The sequence below is a fragment of the Sphingopyxis sp. DBS4 genome (genome assembly GCF_024628865.1).
Taxonomy (GTDB): Bacteria; Pseudomonadota; Alphaproteobacteria; order Sphingomonadales; family Sphingomonadaceae; genus Sphingopyxis.
Genome location: NZ_CP102385.1, coordinates 76,314 through 94,471, shown reverse-complemented (window position 1 = coordinate 94,471; position 18,158 = coordinate 76,314). Strand labels below are relative to the sequence as shown.

Genomic DNA, 18,158 nt, shown 5'->3' with positions numbered 1-18,158 from the left:
GCCGAATTCAGACCACATCCGGCTGGGCTCGCTCTACATGGAGGTCTCGGATTTGTGTTAAAGCGTGAGCGACCTTGCCCCTTCAGTGGTCGCGAGGCCTCACCACCTTGGCCTCTCCCCATTTTGAATGAATCAAAGTCTGAAAACGCCCGGCGCGATAGCGTCGGGGTGATTCTAGATTCTACTGATTCTAAGATTCTAAGCAGCGTGACCGGCGGTTTTCCTCGGGAAATCAAGCATTATCCTGTCCATTTGGGGGCTTTATCCTGACGTTTTGGGGGCTTTTACCTGACCGATCGGGGGAGTTATCCTGCCTCTTTGGGGTATCCTGTCTGATTGGGGGAGCGCGCTCAGTTCCCTCGCCGGTGCAATTTAATGGACGGGATAGACCCAAAAGTGCGGTTCCGAAGGTGGTCGCCGCGACTCGCGAATTCTCTATGCCCTTTCCCTTCTCTCGCTTGAATTTGATCCTGTCCGATTGGGGGTGGTGGCGACCAGCCTATCCTGACCTGACTTGACGAGTGAGGTCAGGTCAGGCAACCAAGTGTTCGATGAGGTGAAACGATGGGGGAATCGGACCCAGTACTCATAGCGGATAATGAGGATGGAGTCTCCTCCGCTCGCGCGATGCGGGTTGCTGCGGCACTCGCCCGCAAAGGCGGTGAGGAGTTCGTCAAGCCAGGCCGGCTCGTCGAAGTTCGTTTCGTTCGTGGCCAGTCGCTCAGCTTGACGGCCTCTCGCCTTCTCGCGCTGATGATCCTTACGGCAGGCGGCGATGCTTGGCGTGATGTGTCGCATCGAATGCGCAAGTCGGATATTCGACGCGGTCACAAGGGGAATGAGCGGATCGTCGACATGCTCGAGGAGCTTCATCGCACCTTGTTCGCTGAGGATGACAAGTCTTGGCGGGGGAAACGGGCGACCAAGCGTTTCAGTCTCATTCAGGCTTCGTGGGAGGAAGTCGAGGACGAGGGCAAGGAGACCGGTTGGATCGAGTGGCAGTTCACCCCGGATGCGCGGCGCCTCATCCAGGAATCGCAGACCTATGCGGTAATGAATCGACAGGCCGTTCTCGGCTTCCGGTCGGCCTATTCACTCAAACTCTATGAAGAAGGTGCGTTGCGGCTGCATCGGCGGCAACCGGTTTGGAAGGTCGATATGGTTGGCCTTCGGGCCGCGCTGGGAATCGATCCCGAGAAATATGCCGATTTCGCTCAGTTGCGGCGCAAGGTGTTGCTGGTGGCGAAAGCCGAAATCGACCAGCTCGCGCATTTCACTGTGGAGTGGGACGAGATCCGACGGGGCAGGGCGGTGACGGAGTTGATCTTCCGTTTCGCCCCAAAGGATGCACCGGCCCAAATCGAAACCGTTGACGAACTGGCGCGTCACACCTCGGGCCGTAAGGCTCGACGGGAGGATAGCGTCGAGGAGATCGCGATCGCAGGGCCAACTGTCGCCCCGGAGCTGATCGGGAGGCTCGTTGCCGACGCGGCGTCGAAGCTGGCGGCGCCGGACCGTGAGCCGCGCGAAAAGTTTGCGGCCTTTCCATCGGGGTCGCTCCGATATGGCGGAGAAGAGTTCTACAAGGTCGGCGTAGAGCATGGCGGCGGGTGGGATGTCGATGGCATCGCGGAGGCGTATCGCAAGGAGATGGGGAATCGTCTGGTATCCCTGAAGGGTGTGAAGTTGGAGCGGTCGTGGCGTGGCTTCTGCGAGTCCTATTTCTCACGCCGAGGACGACCTTGAAGAGGAGAATTGCAGGCCTGCAATTTTCAATAGCTGACTGTCGGAGGGCCGGATTGCAGCCCTGCAATTTGTTGCATTGCTCACGCGGGTCCCCCAATCGGTCAGGATTGGTGAGGCGAGGGCTGCCCGTCTCAGCAGGATTTTGACGCCATAGCCCTGGATCGCATGATCTAGGTGACGCAGATGTGCCGCGATTGTGAAATCAGCACGCCGGGGTTGAGTTTTGCAAATATTAGCTTTTCATTGACCGAAAAGTGAAAATCGGACAGAAGCACGCTAGTTTTCACAAAGGGGATGTTATGGCTACGTCGGTGGATCAGGTTCGCATAGCCGAGACACTGGACGTGGGCGCACTTGCTGCGCGTACATCGTCGGTACTCGAACGCTTGCGCGACTCTGCGCGTTCCGCGCGAGCGGATGAGCGGCGCGAGCCGACGTTCCCGATCGGCAAAGCTGCTGAACTCGTTGGACGCACCACCGCCGCCATCCGGGAGGCAGAATCCGATGGACGCCTCGTTGCCCCGACCCGGGGTGAGAACAATCGGCGCCATGCCTACAGTCTCGCCCAGCTCAACGACATGCGCGGAACGTTCGGGACCCGCCCTTGGCGCGCTCCGTCCGATCCAGTGTCAATTCTGGCGGTGCAGAACTTCAAGGGCGGTGTTGGCAAGAGTACGACGGCGGTCCATTTGGCCCAGAATCTTGCGATCCGGGGCTATCGCGTCCTGTTGATCGACTGCGACAGTCAGGCCTCGGCAACAACGCTGTTCGGTTACGTGCCTGACCTTGATCTGAGCGAGGACGAGACGCTTTATCCCTACCTGCGCGAGGGTGAACGCGAGACGCTCGAGTATGCGATAAAGAAGACCCATTTCGACGGTCTCGACCTGATCCCCGCGAACCTGCGCTTGTTCCAATCTGAATATGAGCTGGCTGCACGCATGGCGCGAGGGCAGGGCGCGCTTCTGAACCGCCTTGCGCAGGGTGTCGCGTCGGTCTCCGATCTCTATGACGTCATCATCTTGGACCCACCGCCGGCGCTTGGCGCGATCTCCTTGTCGGTGCTGAGGGCTGCGAACGCGCTTGTTGTGCCTGTTCCCCCAACGGTGATGGATTTTTCGTCTACTGCAGCATTCCTCGCGATGCTCGATGAAACAATTCAAGAGCTTGAGGCGGTCGATCTTGCGCCTCAACTCTCCTTCTTGCGGTTCCTCGCGTCGAAGGTTGACGATACCAAGTCAATGCAGAAGGGGCTACTGGAGCTGATGCGGCAGGTTTTCGGCAATGCGATGATCCGCACACCGCTTAAGGATTCTGCGGAGATCGACAACGCGACTGCCCGGCTAATGACAGTCTACGAGCTCAACGGACCGATGACGAGTAAGCAAGTCCGCGATCGCTGCCTGACTTATCTGGATGGGGTCTGTGGGGAGATCGAGATCGATATCCGAGCGACCTGGCCAAGTCATTTGCCGCGCCTGCGGAAGGAGGGCCTCGCATGATATGCCGGAATCGCAGACCCGTAATTAGCGATTTCCAAAGCGGGGCGGCGGAACGAGAAAGCGGAAATTGCAGCCCTGCAATTTTGTACGAAAGGGGAGGGCAATGACCTCCAAGAACAAGAGCTTTGTCGCTGACTTGGCCGCGGGAATGGAGCCTGCGGCCACCTCGCCCGTTGAACGCCAGAGTCGGCTCGGCGTCGGAGTTCTGGGCAGCCGAACGAATCGGCTGGCGGATCTCGCATCCGGCGCTGTCGTCGACATTCCCCAGGAACTCGTCGACCCAGCGCGGTGTCGAATCTGGGAACGTCACAATCGCGACTATGCGGCGCTAAATGAGGAGCGGTGCGCAGATCTTATCGAGACCATCGTTGCACAGGGCAAGCAGGAGTTTCCTGCTATCGTCCGCCGCGTAACGGGTGACCCGGATCATGATTATGAAGTCATCTCGGGCGCTCGGCGCCACTGGACCGTCTCTTGGCTACGCGCCAACAACTATCCCGACATTCGTTACCTCATCGAGATCCGGAGCCTCACGGACGAACAGGCCTTCCGAGTTTCCGATCTCGAGAACAGGGCCCGGGAAGATCTTACCGATGTCGAGCGGGCGCGAGACTATCTGAAAGCTCTCGATTTCTATTACAGCGGAAAGCAGAAGGCGATGGCGCAACGCCTGAACCAGAGCGAGGCGTGGCTCAGTCGCTATCTTGATCTGGCTCGCTTGCCGAACGAACTGATGATCGCATTCCCCGATCCATTCGAGCTTAAGATTTCGCATGTCGGTACCTTGAAGCCAATTCTGAAGCCCGACGATTCTCGAGCTAGAGTTCTTGCAGAAGCGTCCCGCCTTGCCCGGGCTCGGGCCGAAGGCGAGACAAACGTTCCGGTGACAGTCCCTGATATTCTTCGAGCGTTGGTCGCCGCCGCCGCCTCAGAGCCGAGACGCAACGCAGCGAGTAAGGCCCCCCCCAAAAAGACAGGTTCGCCCGAAGGGGTATTCCTGTCGGGCGCCGGGGTGCTGTTACTGCGTGTCGAAAAGAAGGACAGGAAAGGCATCAGTGTCACTCTGTTTCCAAAGAGCGGAGGAAGTCGCGCTGAGGCGGAGACCGCGATGCAGAAGCTCCTTGATCAACATTGGCCCAAATAGGGGAGAGTGGCGGTACGTGCCGATCAGCAAACGCGGTCAGGTCACGTCAGAAATGGACCGAGATCCCCAATCTACAAAGGTAGGGCTCGAAGGTTTGAGGCGTAGTTGCAAATTGGTGTTCGGCAAGCCGCCGAAGCAGCTTGACGGCGCCTGCCTTTGTACAAGGTAGGGCGCGGGCTAATTGCGCAGGGGTCAACGACCTGAACGCGAACAGTAGCAGCCACGCCGCGAGCAGGCGCGAATTCACCCGCAGCCCCGGCAATGCTTCACCAAACGCCGCCGCCGCGCGCGGCACTCGCGCAATGTCGCACAGCGTCTCATGCAGCGCCTCGAGCAGCAGCTCCACCACATCATCGCGATCAGTGTCAGGCTCACGATCCGCGCGGAACAACCGGCGGCGGACAAGCCCGGGGAAGGGCAGGGGGTGTGTTGAAAGCCCGAACAGCGCTGGCTCGACCACGGCGAGCAAATTGACCGCCCAGCACGGCGAGCGCGCGGTGGCCGAAAGTGGATCGCCATGGGCGTCGGCCGACCGGCGCAGGCTACGGACGATCGCGAGCACGCGAGCCACCGGCTCGGCAGGCAGGTTCGGGCTCGCAGCGACGAGGCGCACGGCCTCGAGCTCTGCGCGGCTTTCGTCGACGATCGTCGCCGTCGCCGCGGTTTCGGCCGCGAGGGGGCGGATCGCGGTCTGGCGGACGCGCGCGATGGGGCCAGCGAGGTCGTGGCGGGGGTCAGGCAGCCGCGAGGCAAGCAGGGTCAGGAACGCGTCGCGTTCGGCGGCGCATTCGGCGCCGATGACGCTGGCGCCGGTGACGATTGCGCGATCCTCGCGATACTGGTCCCAGGTCCGCTGGAGCGTGCGTAGCGCGAAGCAGTGGCGCATTTCTGCGGGGTAGAGGGCAGGGGAGGCGTAGAGGGTGCGCGCCAGCGCATCGATCTGGCCCTGCCGGAAAGCGATGGCGTTTGAGTGAGGGGAGGGGGGCATGGCGGCTCCTATGTGCTATGCTGATAGCCGGAAGCGGAGTCGGCGTCAAAAGCCGAGTTTACCAAACTGCTACTTTAGTTTCCCATCATTCCGCGCCGGGAATAAAGGACTTTCCATAATCGGACATTATGGTAAAACCGGGTCCGCCAAATCGGTCCTTTCGGCCGAAAATTCCGCCCGTCGGAAGCCAGGACAAGGAGGGCGCACCATGACGATCGATCACCGCATCGCGGCCGACCTGCGCCAGATCTTCGGCACCGGCGCCGGAACGCGGCGCACGGCCGCCGCGATCGCGCGCGAGCTGGGCCAGCGCAGCGTCCGGACAAACCGGGTTAGCGCGCGCGAGGCGGTGTTCGATCTGATGTGGGGCTATGAAGCCAGCGGGCTGGTCGACGACAGCCCGGGCCCGCGCGGCGGGGCGGGCTGGCGGCTGTCCGCCAAGGGCGCCGCGCTGATTGCGCGAATGCTTGATCCCGAAGCATTGGTTCGCACGCGATGACCGAGCTCGCGCCGCTGCCGTCGTCGCTCGAGGCGGTCCTCGCCGCGCATGGCCGCCTAGTCGACTGGAGCAAGGCGAGGCCGCTCGCGATCGAGGCGGCGGCCGATGCGATGGCGCCGGCGACCAAGGCGGCGATCGTCGCCGACCTGAAATGTTATCTGCGCTGGTGCATGTTGCAGCGGCCGATCGCGACCGCGGTGCCCGCCACCCCCGAAACCCTCGTTCTCTATCTTCGCTGGCTGTCGCGATCGACCGATACTCGCGCGGCCGCCAAACCGGCGACCCTTGCGCGGCGCCTCGCGAGCATCGCGCGTGTTCACCGGATCCTCGGCTATGGCGACACCGAAGCCTTGCCGACGCAGGCGGGCATGGTCCGCGATACGCTGAAGGGCATTCGTCGCAAGGTTGGGACGCGCCAGCGCCAGGCCGCTCCGCTCCGCTACGGTCAAGCGATGTCGTCGGCCGACATCGAGCCGGAGGGGCTGACGATCGAAAGCTTGCTCGCGGCGTGCGGCGACGATCTCGTCGGGCTGCGCGATGCGGCGCTCTGCTCAATGGCCTATGATGCGGGGCTGCGCGTGTCCGAGCTGGTGGCAGCAAAGGTGGAAGATCTTCGCCTGCTTGCTGACCGCAGCGGTCGGCTCGAGATACGGCGTTCGAAAACCGACCAGGAGGGGGAGGGGAGTGTCGTGTGGCTCTCGGCCGAGACTATGCGCCGGCTCTCCCTCTGGCTGTCCGCCAGCGCGATCGCCGACGGTGCCGTGTTCCGGCGTATCAACATTCTGACACTTAAGGGCGCCGACGATGGCGAGACAATCTTGCGGCATCATGTCGGGTCGAACGGCCTGACGCGGCAGGGTGTCGTCTCGATCCTGCGTAGCCGCGCTACGAAAGCAATCGCCGACGGCCATGCCGCGATCGAACCCGGGCAGGACCCGGTGGCGGCGCTCAGCGCGCATTCGTTCCGCGTCGGGCTTACTCAGGACCTGTTCGCCGCCGGCGAGGACGGCGCGGGGATCGCGCTGGCGCTACGCTGGTCTTCGCCGACAACCGCGCTCGGTTACGCGCGCGAGCTTGCCGCCGGCAGCAATGCCGCGGCGCGCGTGATCGGTAGAGTCAGGAGCTGAGAAGGCTGCGCACGGCAAAGAATATGCTAGGCGTCGTCCATGACCTATGAAATCGTCCCGGCAACCGAAGCGCTCCTGGTTGAAGTCGAAGGATGGCTCGACGCCGAAGAAGCCGCCCACCAGACGGGCGAGGCAGCCTATGTGGCGAACGGCTATGAGGGCGATGTTCCGCCGCGCGGGTTCCGGGTGAATTGGGACACCACTAAGGGGCGTTGGCGCGAGGGGGGTGGCATCGACATTCTTTTGGTCGACGGGGATGCGGTGGGGTTCCAAGGTCATGGGATATTCGAGATCAGACCGGACCTCCGGCGCAAGGGCTATGGCCGAATTCTCGCAGAATTTATGATCGCGCGGGCTTATGACGAGGGATGGTCTGTCTTCGAAATTGGGATCGCGCCTTGGACGGCGGAGCCCTTCTGGCAGAGCATGGGTTTCACGATCGTCCCGGATCGCCCCGATCGCGGCGCCGGGACTTTCGCTTACAGAATTCTTTCTCGTTCATTTACCTTGAGCGGTGGCGAACGCATCCCGTTCTTGATCGGATTTTTCACGAGAGACGAGAGATACGAAGATGAGCCTCGCCCCTTTGCCACCTTCTCCGGTCTCGGCGAACGCGTTGCTGACGGGACCATTCAATTGCCCGAGAGGGCCTATTGCTTCAATCCGCTGGAGGAGACCAGTCTGAACGATTTTGTTCGGGTCGAGGTCGACGGTGAAGAGTTGCATTTTGAAAAGCTGAAGCGGGATTCAAGCGCGGCAATCGGGCTGGAGTGCGATGGCGCTTATACCTATTTCATGGACAAGATTCGACCGACATAGATCGCTCGTCAAGGCGGACCGCCAAGCGCCCTTATCTAGGGAAGGAAGCCGGCAGTTGATAGGTGGCGACCATTCTGGCTCGTTCGCTATCGGTGATATATTCGCGCCACGGTTTGTCGGCTGTGACCCGAAGCCGGGAGCCTTCGCTTTCCCACCGGATGTTTCGGATGTCGGCGGCCGCTACGCGTTGTTCGACGTCGTCCGCTCGAAATGCGGCGCGGTTCGCCCAGATGCGAGCGGGCCATGGCGTAAGAAAGATGGCGAGCAGCATACCAATGTTTGCGCCGTTCCCGATCGGGAGGGCCATGACTGTGACGACCCAAATTGCCATGAAACATATGGCGGCACGGCCCAGAACAAGGCGCGGTCGACAATAGCCCATGAAGGCTATCGCGAGCCAATGGAACGGCGCGCAAATTAACACTGCAAGCCCGAAGAGGATTGCTCCGAGCGCGACGAGACTGGCGAGAAAGATGAATAGCTTGATCAAAGCTCTGCCACGGGTTCGACCGGGGCGGGCGTCGGCGTCGGCGTCGGCGCTATCTCGGAATCGTTTTCAGTTTCAGTCTCGATGTCGTCGAGAAGTGCTTTGTCGATCGTTCTGACGAGCAGATTGGCGACCGACTTTCCATCGAGCGCCACGATCCCGCCGATCGGTTCCCGCCCGTAGCTGTCGAATTTCGGCTCTTCGCCGGGTTCCTTCCATTTTTTCCCAGGAACGGCGGGCTTCAGTTGGAACAGGAATCGGTCGGGATTAAGTAGGGCCAGCGAGAGCAGCTCGCCCTTTTCGCTATGCCGGATGTCGGCGATTGCGCCGATGTACCCGATGCCCAGATTGTTTTGCTGAAAGGTGGTTAGCACATGGCAGGCTGGCCGATATCCGTGCTGGGTCGGGCGAAGATAGTGGTGATAGACCCAGCCCTGGCCATTTAAGTCCGCGCCGTCAAACATGAGGTCGAAGCCGTCATTCGAGACGAACTGCGCGACGAGGAGCGACTCGAGAAGAACCAGGAAGCTGAACATTGCGAGCTCGTCCATCTGGAGATGGCCGCCGTCGGCATATTGCACCATGGCGGTGATCGGATTGGCGATGATCGGCTCAAATTTGCCGTCCGGACGGAGAAGCGTTTCGATCGGTGCCCACATCATGCCTCTGTCTGGCAAGATTTCAGGTACTGCGGTGAACAAGTTCCTCGCCAACTCGACACAAGCCCATCCAAGGAAGTGGGCCATCAGTGAGATACCGACGGCAAGCAGCAATGTGGTTGCTGACCCAAGGGGTAGTTCAGGGCGGGCCGCTCCGCTGCGTGCGCCTTTGAGGTTCCAGATGCCGAGAAAGGTCAAACCCGGCAGCAGGATCAACATGCTGGCGAGGACGGCCAGCGTGAGCGTCATCAATCAGCTCGCGGCAATATATTTGAAGCGGCCAGTTTGGGGATTTCTGATCAGTTTCGCGATCATACCGCGGCGACGGATCGCTGTGCGCTCATCCTGAAGGCGAAAAAGCTCAGCATAGCCGCCAACCTTGCGTGCGGCTTCGGAAGTTTCGACCTGTTCGCGAGGTGTGGTGACACTTGCCATGATCGCAATCTAATATGCTTGGCGCAGAAGGTAAAGACCAGCGGCGGCGCTCGAAGGCTGTCGGCTAGGCGAGCGATCTGATCGCGCCACGAGTTGACAGCTACCCGGTATGAACCGCCCCGGGATTGCCGGAGGCCCTAACTCCTGAGAGGAAGGGCCTGTAATGAGTAAGACAACGAACAAATTTGCACCTGAGGTTCGCGCCCGTGCGGTCCGGATGGTCCTGGATCACGAAGGCGATCATCCATCACGGTGGGCAGCCATTGTGTCGATCGCAGCGAAGATCGGCTGCGTTCCGCAGACGCTTCATGAGTGGGTGAAGAAGGTCGAGGTCGATAGCGGCAAGCGCGCCGGTGTGCCGACCGAGATGGCTGATCGCCTCAAGTCCCTTGAGCGCGAGAACCGTGAGTTGCGCCAGGCCAACGAGATCCTGCGCAAGGCATCAGCATATTTTGCCCAGGCGGAGCTCGACCGCCCGTTCAGGCGATGACTGCCTTCATTGACGAGCATCGTGAGGTTTATGGGGTCGAGCCGATCTGCCGGGTTCTGCCGATCGCCCCATCCACTTACCACGAGCGGGTCGCTCAGCGACGAGATCCTGGAAGGCTATCAGATCGTGCCCGGCGCGATCGGGATCTGAAGCCCGAGGTGGTCCGTGTTTTTGCGGAGAACTTCGGCGTTTACGGGGTGCGCAAGGTCTGGCGACAGATGAACCGCGAGGGCTTCGCCGTCGCGCGATGCACCATCGAGCGGCTGATGCGCGACCTTGGCGGGGGGCACGCGGGCGGCGCCATCGCGCTGTCGCTCCGTGAAAACGGAGCGACAGGCGATATCGTTATCATCGGGGAAGAGCTGGTCGCGCCCTATGAGCGGCCGGCACTTTCCAAGGAGATGCTTCTGGCGCAGGTTGACGCTCCGATTTCCCTCGCGTCACCCGAGCGATGGTTAGAGCTCGGGGTCACGCTTCGCCTGGCAACAAAGGTGGCCGCGATCGACCGGACGCATCGCTGCGTGTTGCTCGAAGACGATAGCGCCCTGCCATATGATATCCTCATTCTGGCGACGGGCGGCACAGCGCGGAGCATTCCGGGCAGTCTCGAGGCGGGGGCGTTCACCTTGCGGACGGTTGCGGACGCGGAATCGCTGCGGAGTCGCGCGCAGGTTTCTCGTTCCGCCCTCATATTGGGTGGCGGACTGATCGGGCTCGAGGTCGCGGCATCGCTGCGACAGGCAGGACTTGAGGTCGATCTTGTGGGCGCCGATCGACAGGTTGCCGCGCGCAGTTTTCCCTCCGCGGCGTCGGATTGGATCGCTGACGCGCATGCGAAGGCAGGCGTCCGCCTGCACCTCGGCAGTCGGGTGACCGCGCTGCGGCGCGTCGGAGGAGGAATCGAGGCCGAGTTGGCGAACGAGCAGCGCCTGGTGTCCGACCTCGTCATCCTGGGTCTCGGTATCGAACCGAACAGCCGGCTGGCGTTGGATGCCGGGCTTCCCTGCAGAGTGGGAATCCTCGTCGACAAAGACTATCGGACGCTGGGCGATCGCAGAATATTCGCGATCGGCGACATTGCCGAGCGGCCGGCGATCGACGGCATGGGGCAATCGCGTGACGAAAGCTGGTCGCATGCCCGTCGTTCCGCCGCCACCGCGGCCCGTGCGATCCTCGCTCTTCCACCGGCGTCAGAGGAGGCTCCGTGGTTCTGGACGAGCCAATTCGGGCATATGGTCCAGATCGCAGGCAACACCGACGAGCGCATGACTGCTGTCCGGCGCGGCCCGGGGGTGGTTCTCTATCTCGACGGCAACAGGCTGACTGGCATCGCATGCCTCGACACGCCCAAGGACTTTCTTGCCGGCCGGCGCGCGATCGCGGCGGGACAGGGCGTCGATGTGGCACTCGCTGTCGATCCGGCCAACGATCTGCGCAAATGTCTTTTCACGCATATGGAAACTCACGCCGGAGTAGCGTCATGACCGATCCCGCCCGAATTGCCGCGCTGATCGACGATCGGCCCGAAGACAGTATTTTCGCCGTCGACAGCTCCGTATTCACCGACGAGGCAATTTTCGAAGCCGAGATGACCGCGATCTTCGAGGGGACGTGGATTTTCATCGGCCTCGAATCCCAATTGCCCAAACCCCATAGTTTCTTCACGACCTACATCGGCCGGCAGCCGGTGATCGTCATGAAGGACGGCGAGGGCAAGGTCGGCTGCTTCCTCAACACCTGCCGGCATCGCGGAACGTTGCTTTGCCCGCTCAAGCATGGGCGCCAGAAGTTCCACACATGCCGATATCATGGCTGGTCCTATGATTCAGGCGGCGAGAATGTCCATGTGACCGCCGAGGCTACGGGCCAATATGCGCCGAGCTTTATCGAAGCGGATCACAATCTCATCCAGGTTCCGCGCTTCGAGAGCTATCGCGGTCTCCTGTTTGCAAGCCTCAATCCCGACGTCCCGACGCTGGATGATCATCTGGGTGACGCCAAGGTCTTCATCGATCTTGTCGTGGATCAGAGTCCCGTCGGCGAGATCGAATATGTTCCGGGCGAGGTGACATACACATTCAACGGCAACTGGAAACTGCAGTTCGAGAATGGCCTCGATTTCTATCATTTCAGCACGACGCACAGCGCCTATGTCGACATATTGGCGCAGCGCGGAAAGCGCGGCACGCTCGGGGTTCTCACCAGCGAAGACGAGCCCGAAGCGCAGGGCAGCTTCAACTTTCAGTACGGGCACGCCGTCAATTTCTCGATCCTGCAGCAGAGCCTGTTTAGCCGGCCCCTGTGCCTCGAGCAGGATGCACTGGACGCGGTGCGCGAACGGGTCGGACCTGTCCGCGCGAAGTGGATGCTCCGGCAACGCAACCTGACAATCTATCCGAACCTCCAGATCATCGACATCAACTCGGCCCAGATACGGACCTGGCGCCCGCTTTCGGCCGGCAAGACCGAAATGACGTCGCACTGCCTGGGCATCGTCGGCGAGCGGCCCGCAGCCCGTCGCTTTCGCATCCGCGGCTATGAGGATTTCTTCAATCCGCCCGGCTTGGCGAGCTCGGACGACAATGCGATGTATGAGCTGTGTCAGGCGGGCTATGCCGCGCAGGCCGGGCCGAGGCAGGGGTATGGGCGCGGCTTGGCCGGCGCGCGTGACGCGGGCGACGCGCAGGCGGCGGAACTGGGCATCATGCCCATCGAAAGCTCGATGGGGGTGGGGAAGGCATTCGGCAACGAAGCCTTTGGCGGGGAAACCAACTTTTTCCCCGGTTATCGTGAGTGGAAACGCCTGCTCCAGCGAAGGAACGGCTGATGGGTGCTGCACCCGGAATTTCGGAGGTGCCGGCCGATCCGGTTGCGCGCACACTCGCTTCCGATCTCCTGTTTCGAGAAGCGGATGCGCTCGACTCCCAGGACTGGACCGGCTGGCTCGCGCTTTATCGCGAGGACGCCCGCTTCTGGATGCCCGCCTGGCTGGATGAGTACCGTCCTACCTCGAACCCCGATACCGAAGTGTCGCTCATCTACCACGAGATGCGGTGGGAGCTTGAAGAACGGGTCCACAGGCTCGGTTCGCGCAAGTCGGTGACGACCCTGCCGCTTCCCCGTACGCTTCATATGATCGGGGGGTTGAGGGTGACCGCGCACTCGGAAAACGGGCTGGATGTTCGTTCGCATGCGACGGTGCATGTCTATGATCCCAGAACCTTCGACCATCATGTCGCCGCCGTTAGATACAGCCACAGCTTCGTTCGCGAAAATGCGGGGCCGTGGCTGATTGCGTCGAAGACCATCATCCTGATCAACGACCGCATGCCGAGCGTCGTCGACTTCTATACCGTGTAGCCCGTTTGAGAGAAAATTATGTCCATTCCAGCAGATGATACCGCGAGTTGGCGGCCGATTACGCGTTCCGAACTCATTCCCGAAGGCGAGATTTTTGCCGCGACATTCGAAGACCGGGAGATCGCGGTCTATAATGTGAACGGTATATTCTACGCGACAAGCAATATCTGTACCCATGCCTTCGCCCTCTTGTCGGATGGATGGCTCGAAGACTTTGTTGTCGAATGTCCACTTCACAATGCGCGTTTTGACGTGCGCGACGGCGCGGCGCTGGCAAGTCCGGCCGAGGGTGCGCTGCAATGCTTTCCGGTGCGCGTCAACGACGGCGTGGTGGAGGTCCGCCTCTGATCCCGCGGAAAGCTGCGCAGCCAGGCCTGACGCCATACGGAAGCGCTATCGTAATGGGCCTAGCTTAGTATTGGGAAAGCATCGCCCATCGTCCTAGCTTTGTCGGGTGCAGGGCAAGTTGGCGATCAGACCAAAAGCCCTTGCGCCGAAGCAGGAGTGCTTGCGGTGAGGGGCGTTTCGCTCATCGGCGAGCCTTGAAGTCACGCCGATGTCGGCGCTCTCGCTTCGCCAATCGCAGCGCGCAGCGCCCGCTGGGCTTGACACGCTGACTGATCGAACGGGAGAGGACGATGAAGATCAAATGGCTGCTCGGGTGCGCGTCAAGCGTGGCGGCGCTGGTTCCGGGCCTCGCGGTGGCGCAGGCCGATGGACAAGACGCCGACGCGCCGAACGAGATCATCGTGACGGCTCAGAAACGGGCGCAGAATATCCAGGATGTGCCGATCACCATGCAGGCGGTCGGTGGTGAGCAACTGGCGCAGCGCGGCATCCAGTCGGCCTATGATATTCCCAAGATCGCTCCGAACATCACCGTGTCTACCCAGGGCGCGGCCAATCGCCAGATCGCTATACGCGGGGTCGGGACCAACGACTTCTTCGGCAATGCGACGGGGTCCGTCGGCGTCTATATGGACGAAGTCACGATGAGCGCGCCCTATCTCACCAACCTTGGCCTGTACGATCTGGACCGTGTCGAAGTGCTGCGCGGGCCGCAAAATACCTTGTTTGGCCGCAATACGACCGGCGGCGCGGTGAACTATATCTCAAAGCAGCCGGAACTAGGAGGAGATGTCGACGGGTTCGTTCGTCTCAACTACGGGAATTTTAACCGCATCGATGCGGAGACGGGCTTCAACGTGCCTCTTGGCGATGTCGCGGCCCTTCGTCTCGCTGGCATGTTCCAGCATTCCGACGGGATGTGGCACAATTTGGCTGACGGCGGCGCGCGCTACGGCAAGAAAAACCGCTTTTCGCTTCGCGGAACCCTGCTTCTCGAGCCGAGCGATAACACGAAGATAACGCTGAACGCCCATTACGGGCAGGAAGACAGTCAGATCGATCCCTTCCGGTTCGTCGGTCTGCGCGCGCCTTCGGGGTCGATCTTCGCGCCCGGCCTTTCGGCGCGACAGCTCGATTTCGAAGGCATTTCTGGTGGCGCCAACTCGCAAGGCCGCGTGGTCGACACATCGAGATGGAGCGACATCTACCGCGTTGGCGATGACCAGCAATATGTCGAGGCTTATGGTTTTTACGCCAAGCTCGTGCAGGATCTCGGCGATGTCAGCCTTACGTCGATCACATCCTACGACAAGTCCGACGTCCGTTTCACATATGATCTTGGCGGCCCGGGTGCGACCGATAACGACATCACGATGATCAACGGCAATGATCAAAGCTTCAAGCAGATGAGCCAGGAACTGCGGCTGCAATCGACCGGCAAGGGGCCGCTACGCTGGATCGCCGGCTTCTATTACTTTCACGAAAGCTCGCTCCTCGGGCAGAATATGGGGTTCGGCCCATTCAATGGCGGGACCGGCGCGGGCGGGGCGGCTGCGCTGCTGCTGCTTGCCGGCGACCCTTACAGCAATCAAGCGGCGTTCAGTATCGCCCGGCTCAAGAACGAGGTACTCTCGCCCTATGGCCAGGTCGAATATGATATCGGCCAGAAGGTGACGGTCAGCTTCGGTCTTCGCTACACGGATGACAAGAAGAGGGCACCTTCGCTCTTCGTCGGCAACGTCGGAACCGGGACGCTGGGCCGTGACCAGTTCCGGTCGAACGAGGTGATCGGCTCGCTCGCGTCCGGGCTGCCGCTCTGCGACCTGGACGGGGACGGAAATCTCGCCGGCGGCACGCCCGACAACCGCGGCAAACCCTGTTCGCAAATCCTCTCGCCCGACGACATCCGTGCTAAGGAATGGGGCGGGAAGGTCGGGATCGACTTCAAGCTTGCGGACGACACGCTTCTCTATGCGAGCGCTTCGCGGGGGTTCCGCTCGGGCAAACACGACATCGAGTTCTTCCATGGACCGCAGACCGGTTTTGCGCGGGAAGATCAACAGGTCGAGACGCTCGACGCGTTCGAGGTGGGGCTGAAATCGGAACTGTTCGACCGCACTCTGGTGCTGAACGCGGCGGTCTTCTATTATATCTGGAAGGACCAGCAGTTCTTCGACGTCAATCCCAATACCGGTCCGGTCTTCATCAACGTCCCGGAATCGCAGCTCAAGGGCGCGGAGATCGAACTTCGCTGGAATCCGGGCAGCGGCTTTTCCGCGCAGCTTTCGGGCGGGTATCTCGACAGCGAGGTGACAGACGCCGGCAACGATCCCTCTGGTCTGGTCCAGAAGGGGCATGCCCTGCCGTTTGCGCCGAAATATTCGGCCAATGCGCTGGTGGCTAAAGAGTTCGAGATCGGCGACAACAAGCTGCGCCTGCAAGCCGACCTTCAGTATCTCAGCAAGTCAAAAGGCTTCTTGCGCGACGTCAATTATGTCGATGCGATCGGGAGCAGCATCTTCCTGAACACGCGGGCCACATGGTCCTTCGGCGCGGACCACCGCTACGATCTCAGCGTCTATGCCACAAACCTTACCGGGCAGACGCGCTGCGAGTATAAACGCGACCTGTTCGCCTTTTCGGGAGCCGCTTACTGCCTGCCGAATTCGGGCCGGACGCTTTTTGGCGCCGAGGCGCGAGTGAAGTTCTGAATCAAATCACTTAGGAGGATTGACGCGTGTCTGAGACGGACGTGATCACAAAGGCAGATGTATTGGTTGTCGGTACCGGCCCAGCGGGCGGAACGATGGCGTTGGCGCTCGCGAGACTCGGCGTCGATGTCATGGTCATCAACAAATACCCTTGGACGGCACCCACGCCCCGGGCGCACATCACCAACCAGCGGACGGTCGAAGTCCTCCGCGACCTTGGTCTGGCCGAGGAAGCACTCGCCCTGGCGGCGCCCAACGATCTCATGGGCGAGAATACCTATTGCACGAGTCTCGCGGGCGAGGAACTCGGCAGGCTGCGCACATGGGGTACGCAGCCGCATCGGCGATCGGACTATGAACTCGCGAGCCCCGAGCAGATCTGCGACCTGCCGCAAAATCTGCTCGAGCCGCTGCTGGTCGGCGGCGCTGCCCGCCACGGCGCGCGCGTGCGGTTCAGCACCGAGTTTTTGCGGTGCGAGCAGGACCCGACGGGTGTCACCTCCTGGGTGCGCGAGCGGGATACCGGACGCGAATATGCGATCCGCTCGAAGTATCTGATTGGCGCGGATGGTGCCAATTCGCGGGTCGTCGATCAGGCGGGGCTGCCGCTCGAAGGGAAAATGGGGGTATCGGGCTCCATAAATATAGTTTTCGAAGCTGATCTCTCGCGCTTCGTCGCCCACCGTCCGAGCGTGCTGTACTGGATTTTCCAGCCCGGCTCGAGCGTGGGCGGGATGGGCATCGGCGTCGTCCGCATGGTGCGTCCTTGGCACAAGTGGCTCGCCATCTGGGGCTATGAGGATGTCGCCAATCCGCCGAAGATCGACGAGGAGTTCGCCAAAGGAATTCTCTATAATCTCATTGGCGACGATCAGGTCGATATCAAGATCGAGAGTTTCTCGACCTGGACGGTCAATGATATGTATGCAACCAAGCTGTCGGCCGGCCGGATTTATTGCATGGGCGACGCCGTGCATCGCCACCCGCCTACCAATGGTCTTGGCTCCAACCATTCGATCCAGGACGCGTATAACCTGGCCTGGAAAATGGCGTTGGTGCTGGGCGGCAAGGCGGGGCCGGATCTGCTCAACAGTTATGACGCCGAGCGGGCGCCGGTCGCCGAGCAGACCGTGACGCGTGCCAACAAGAGCCTCGGTTGTTTTCCGCCGATACTCGAGGCGCTTGGCCTATTTGGCACCGACGATCCCGAACAAATGCGCCGCAATATGGCGTCGATCAAGGATTCGACCCCGGAAGCCGCCGATCGCCGCGCGGCATTGCGGACCGCGATCGATGGATCCGATTTCGTCTATAACTGCCACGGCGTCGAGATGAACCAGCGTTATGCCTCCGACGCCGTGGTCGGGGACGGAACGGCACCGCCGCAATATGATCGCGATCCCGAACTCTTTTACCAGCCGACCAGTTTTCCGGGCGCGCGGCTGCCGCACGGCTGGGTCGCGCGCGATGGCGCGCGGGTCTCGACGCTCGCGCTGTGCGGGGATGGGGAATTCACCCTCCTGACCGGATTGGGCGGAGAGGCTTGGGTGGAAGCCGCGGCTGCTGCATCGGCGCAATTCGGCGTCCCGATCCGGGTGCACGTCATCGGCCCGGGGCGACCGATCGAAGATCCGCATGGCGATTTCGCCCGAATCCGCGAGGTCAGCGAGAATGGGGCAATCCTGATTCGTCCGGATGTCTATGTCGGCTGGCGCGCGGAAGCCGTTTCAACCGACGCGACAGAGCGACTGTGCTCGGCGATGGCAACCATTCTCGCCTTGCCCGCCGAAGCGATCTCGGAACATGCGGACGAAATGGTCGCTTAAGGGGTCGTGCGGCTACG

General features: G+C 61.3%; 16 protein-coding genes, 1 pseudogene and 1 other annotated feature. Of the genes and pseudogenes, 13 read left to right on the top strand and 4 right to left on the bottom strand.

Annotated features, from left to right (window positions below):
• Nucleotides 1-627: 627 nt before the first annotated feature.
• The 3 genes from NP825_RS21115 to NP825_RS21105 all read left to right on the top strand — a co-directional run bounded on the left by NP825_RS21115 (nucleotide 628) and on the right by NP825_RS21105 (nucleotide 4,392).
• Nucleotides 628-1,746 carry a replication initiation protein gene (locus NP825_RS21115; RefSeq protein ID WP_374046576.1) on the top strand — a complete coding sequence of 373 codons (1,119 nt, stop codon included), beginning with the start codon at nucleotides 628-630 and terminating at the stop codon, nucleotides 1,744-1,746.
• A gap of 299 nt (nucleotides 1,747-2,045) precedes the next feature.
• Nucleotides 2,046-3,248: an AAA family ATPase gene (locus NP825_RS21110; RefSeq protein WP_257551707.1), complete on the top strand. Its 1,203-nt coding sequence runs from the start codon at nucleotides 2,046-2,048 to the stop codon at nucleotides 3,246-3,248.
• Between the two features lie 103 nt (nucleotides 3,249-3,351).
• Nucleotides 3,352-4,392, top strand: a complete 1,041-nt coding sequence (locus NP825_RS21105) for a ParB/RepB/Spo0J family partition protein (RefSeq protein WP_257551706.1) — start codon at nucleotides 3,352-3,354, stop codon at nucleotides 4,390-4,392.
• 46 nt (nucleotides 4,393-4,438) lie between these two features.
• On the opposite strand, the gene NP825_RS21100 is transcribed toward NP825_RS21105, so the two are convergent.
• Nucleotides 4,439-5,380, bottom strand: a complete 942-nt coding sequence (locus tag NP825_RS21100) for a hypothetical protein (RefSeq protein ID WP_257551705.1) — start codon at nucleotides 5,378-5,380, stop codon at nucleotides 4,439-4,441.
• Nucleotides 5,381-5,588: 208 nt separating this feature from the next.
• Between NP825_RS21100 and NP825_RS21095 the strand changes: the two genes are divergently transcribed.
• Genes NP825_RS21095 through NP825_RS21085 form a run of 3 tightly spaced genes read left to right on the top strand, consistent with a single transcriptional unit; the run spans nucleotide 5,589 to nucleotide 7,825 of the window.
• Nucleotides 5,589-5,879, top strand: a complete 291-nt coding sequence (locus tag NP825_RS21095) for a hypothetical protein (RefSeq protein ID WP_257551704.1) — start codon at nucleotides 5,589-5,591, stop codon at nucleotides 5,877-5,879.
• On the top strand, nucleotides 5,876-7,006 hold the full coding sequence (locus NP825_RS21090) for a tyrosine-type recombinase/integrase (RefSeq protein WP_257551703.1): 1,131 nt from the start codon (nucleotides 5,876-5,878) through the stop codon (nucleotides 7,004-7,006). The genes NP825_RS21095 and NP825_RS21090 overlap by 4 nt, the downstream gene beginning before the upstream one ends.
• 39 nt (nucleotides 7,007-7,045) lie before the next feature.
• Nucleotides 7,046-7,825, top strand: coding sequence for a GNAT family N-acetyltransferase (locus NP825_RS21085; RefSeq protein WP_257551702.1), 780 nt, complete (start codon nucleotides 7,046-7,048; stop codon nucleotides 7,823-7,825).
• A gap of 31 nt (nucleotides 7,826-7,856) precedes the next feature.
• On the opposite strand, the gene NP825_RS21080 is transcribed toward NP825_RS21085, so the two are convergent.
• From NP825_RS21080 to NP825_RS21070, 3 genes are read right to left on the bottom strand one after another with little or no spacing between them, the layout of a single operon-like run.
• Entirely contained in the window at nucleotides 7,857-8,315 is a 459-nt protein-coding gene (locus NP825_RS21080) for a hypothetical protein (RefSeq protein WP_257551701.1), read from the bottom strand.
• Entirely contained in the window at nucleotides 8,312-9,220 is a 909-nt protein-coding gene (locus tag NP825_RS21075) for a hypothetical protein (protein WP_257551700.1), read from the bottom strand. Before NP825_RS21075 ends, NP825_RS21080 begins: the two co-directional genes overlap by 4 nt.
• 3 nt (nucleotides 9,221-9,223) lie before the next feature.
• Nucleotides 9,224-9,406, bottom strand: coding sequence for a hypothetical protein (locus NP825_RS21070; RefSeq protein WP_257551699.1), 183 nt, complete (start codon nucleotides 9,404-9,406; stop codon nucleotides 9,224-9,226).
• A 163-nt stretch (nucleotides 9,407-9,569) separates the two neighbouring features.
• On the opposite strand from NP825_RS21070, the pseudogene NP825_RS21065 reads away from it, so the two are divergent.
• From NP825_RS21065 to NP825_RS21035, 7 genes and pseudogenes are all read left to right on the top strand, one after another.
• Nucleotides 9,570-10,177 (top strand): annotated as a pseudogene (locus NP825_RS21065) (IS3 family transposase); the annotation flags it as partial.
• Nucleotides 9,851-9,967 (top strand) — a sequence feature (AL1L pseudoknot). Its footprint overlaps the pseudogene before it by 117 nt.
• A complete protein-coding gene (locus tag NP825_RS21060; protein WP_257551718.1) occupies nucleotides 10,163-11,380 on the top strand; it encodes an NAD(P)/FAD-dependent oxidoreductase in 1,218 nt (405 codons plus the stop codon). The pseudogene NP825_RS21065 and the gene NP825_RS21060, both read left to right, overlap by 15 nt.
• Nucleotides 11,377-12,723, top strand: coding sequence for an aromatic ring-hydroxylating dioxygenase subunit alpha (locus NP825_RS21055; protein ID WP_257551698.1), 1,347 nt, complete (start codon nucleotides 11,377-11,379; stop codon nucleotides 12,721-12,723). The genes NP825_RS21060 and NP825_RS21055 overlap by 4 nt, the downstream gene beginning before the upstream one ends.
• A complete protein-coding gene (locus tag NP825_RS21050) occupies nucleotides 12,723-13,256 on the top strand; it encodes an aromatic-ring-hydroxylating dioxygenase subunit beta (protein WP_257551697.1) in 534 nt (177 codons plus the stop codon). Before NP825_RS21055 ends, NP825_RS21050 begins: the two co-directional genes overlap by 1 nt.
• An 18-nt stretch (nucleotides 13,257-13,274) precedes the next feature.
• Entirely contained in the window at nucleotides 13,275-13,604 is a 330-nt protein-coding gene (locus NP825_RS21045) for a non-heme iron oxygenase ferredoxin subunit (protein WP_257551696.1), read from the top strand.
• Between the two features lie 290 nt (nucleotides 13,605-13,894).
• Nucleotides 13,895-16,315 carry a TonB-dependent receptor gene (locus tag NP825_RS21040; protein WP_257551695.1) on the top strand — a complete coding sequence of 807 codons (2,421 nt, stop codon included), beginning with the start codon at nucleotides 13,895-13,897 and terminating at the stop codon, nucleotides 16,313-16,315.
• Between the two features lie 26 nt (nucleotides 16,316-16,341).
• Nucleotides 16,342-18,141: an FAD-dependent monooxygenase gene (locus tag NP825_RS21035; RefSeq protein ID WP_257551694.1), complete on the top strand. Its 1,800-nt coding sequence runs from the start codon at nucleotides 16,342-16,344 to the stop codon at nucleotides 18,139-18,141.
• Nucleotides 18,142-18,158: the final 17 nt, after the last annotated feature.